We start from the raw sequence: 2,311 nt of genomic DNA on the forward strand, positions 1-2,311 counted from the left end.
CACCGGCTCCTCGGGCAGGTGCCGGTGCGCGCGGGAAGGGGCTCGAAGGCGACCGTCGCCGGCCCCAGATGACATGCGGTCGGATCAGCCGCGGATTCCGAAAGGCCCGAGGACGCCGTAGTCGATCCTCAACGACTCGTGCATCGCATGGGCGTTGTCGAAGGTGAAGACGTCCACGGCACCCAGCTTGCCCTCCCAGGCGGGCAGCATCTTGTCCGTGGCCGCCTGGGCGACCGCGTCCAGGTAGGACTTGAAGACCGCCCAGGGATTGCCGGGGTACTGCGCGAACATCGGCGTCGGGTCCACCGAGGCGGCCGCCTCCCGGGTGAACCTGTCCAGGTCACGCATGTACGCCCGCTGGATCTCGACGTCCTGGCGCGTGCCCAGCCGCGTGAGATGGCCCCCGATGAACGTCTCGAAGGGGAACGAGAGCGCCTGGTCGTGAGCCTTGATCCAGCCCGGGATGTCCGAGGAGACGGCGAGGCTCTTGAACGGCACCCAGCCGGGGAAGACCACATCGGCCAGCATCAGCACCCGCTGCGCGGGCGCGTAGATGAAGATGTTGTCCGGGCTGTGGTTCGGGCCCTTGTAGGAGAGGTGCAGGACCTGGTCGCCGACCTCCAGCCGGTACGAGTCGGAGAAGACCCGCGTCGGCAGTGGCCGGTTGGGGTCACGAGTCTCGCGCATGAGGTGACGCGCCCGCTCATGGGCGATGCGCACCGCGCCGTCCGGGAAGATGCCCGCGGCACCGATGTGGTCGGCGTGGTGGTGGGAGTACACCACGTGCGTGACCGGCTGGGTGGTCACCTCACCGATCGCGCGCAGGATGTTGTGGCCGAGAGTGGGAGGTGCGTCCACCACCACGACGCCCCTCCCCGTCACCAGGAACATCATCTGGTAGGTGCCGTCGGTCAGCCAGTACAGCCTGTCCCGGATCTCCTGGACGAGATACCCCTTCGAGGGGATCTGCGGCCCGAGGGCGGTGGGGGGCACGGGGGCGTAGTCGGCATCCGCGGCTGCGGCGGTCCCGGGCTGCAGCAGCGGCTGCAGCAGCGCACCCGCGGCCGGAACCGAGGCCGCCAGCGCCGAGTACTTCAGGATCGACCGGCGGTTCGGCCGGCCTGGAGGCGTGGCGGTTCCGGGCTGGTTGTTCATGGTCGACATGAGCTGAATCTCCTTGCGCCAGAGAGCTGTTGACGAGTCGTCGGCCGATGGGGCCGTCGCATCCGGGCAGCGGACCGCGGCTTCGGGCGGCGAACCCGCACGGTTCGACGGCGGGGTCCCTCCCCGTTTCCGCTGCACGCATCTGAGCGGTCCCGCGTGCACCAACGGGCTCATCGACGGCGCCGTCCAGATGGTTGATGCGTCACCTATGGAGTGGAACCGTACGCCCGAGATGGTTGAGGAGTCAACTATCTCGTGGCCGCCCACCCTGGCCCGGCGACCGCCGACCTGCCCGACTCCGGAATGTCGCAGGCCGGTCACGCCGCGGAAGGGTGGACCAGGGGTGATGCGGCCACTGCACCGTGCGGCGGGATACGAAGAGCAGGTCGGCGATGGCCGGATTCGAGTGCCCCTCCGCCACGAGCGCCGCGACGGTCCGCTCGGTGTCGGTCAGGCTGTCCCACCCCGAGGCGGGGCGGCGCCTGCGTCCGCGGCTCCCCCGGCTCACCCTCACCGCGCGCAGTCGGGCTTCGGCCCGCGGCGCTGCGGGTTGTTCAGCTCGGCTCCTCCGCGCCGGACGAGGTGCTGCACGCCCATGAGGGGTCCGTCACTGCGGTTGTGAGCGCTGGCGGGGCAAGGCGGAGCGTAGAGACCTTGCCGTCGCATCTGCTTCCGTCCCCCGGGCCACCTCTTCTGCCGGTCACGGCGTATCTACGGGCGTAGGTCGATCGACAGATCCGCCGTGTATCCAGCGGTGCAATTCTCTTTGAGGCAAGGCCGGGTCCACCGAGCACCCGGCTGACGAAGCGACCTCAGGAACAAGTGATGCCTAAGACGGTTGTGCTGTTTTCCGGCGGAGTGGAGTCGACCGTAGTGGCCCACCAGTTGAGTCGGGAGGGCCACGAACTCCGGCTGCTGGCCATCGACTACGGACAGCGGCACCGGCGCGAGCACGAGTCCGCCCGGATCATCGCGGACGGACTCGGGGCGGCGTTCCGTGTGATCGACATTCGACAGGTGGGTGGTCTGCTGCCCGGGAATTCGCTGACCGACAACGAGGTCGACGTGCCGGACTACGACCCCGCCGTCCGCGGACGGGAGTTCGTGGTCGGGTGAGCCCGGCGCGGGGCCGCGTGGTGGGGTTCAC

Annotated in this window: 3 protein-coding genes; 1 reads left to right on the forward strand and 2 read right to left on the reverse strand. The window is 69.3% G+C overall.

Going from position 1 to position 2,311, the window contains the following annotated elements; all coding sequences use genetic code 11:
• Window positions 1-84: 84 nt before the first annotated feature.
• A complete protein-coding gene (locus tag ACWGI8_RS43215) occupies window positions 85-1,164 on the reverse strand; it encodes an MBL fold metallo-hydrolase (protein ID WP_453668981.1) in 1,080 nt (359 codons plus the stop codon).
• 244 nt (window positions 1,165-1,408) lie between these two features.
• Window positions 1,409-1,678 (reverse strand): helix-turn-helix domain-containing protein, encoded by a 270-nt coding sequence (locus tag ACWGI8_RS43220; RefSeq protein WP_453668983.1) that lies wholly within the window; start codon window positions 1,676-1,678, stop codon window positions 1,409-1,411.
• 311 nt (window positions 1,679-1,989) lie between these two features.
• On the opposite strand from ACWGI8_RS43220, the gene ACWGI8_RS43225 reads away from it, so the two are divergent.
• Window positions 1,990-2,280: a 7-cyano-7-deazaguanine synthase gene (locus tag ACWGI8_RS43225; RefSeq protein ID WP_453668985.1), complete on the forward strand. Its 291-nt coding sequence runs from the start codon at window positions 1,990-1,992 to the stop codon at window positions 2,278-2,280.
• Window positions 2,281-2,311: the final 31 nt, after the last annotated feature.

Source organism: Streptomyces sp. NPDC054841 (assembly GCF_053611045.1).

Excerpts from the sequence above, each read along its gene's own strand:
- ACWGI8_RS43225 (WP_453668985.1), top strand. The coding sequence starts at position 1,990 with ATGCCTAAGACGGTTGTGCTGTTTTCCGGCGGAGTGGAGTCGACCGTA.
- ACWGI8_RS43215 (WP_453668981.1), bottom strand. The coding sequence starts at position 1,164 with ATGTCGACCATGAACAACCAGCCCGGAACCGCCACGCCTCCAGGCCGG.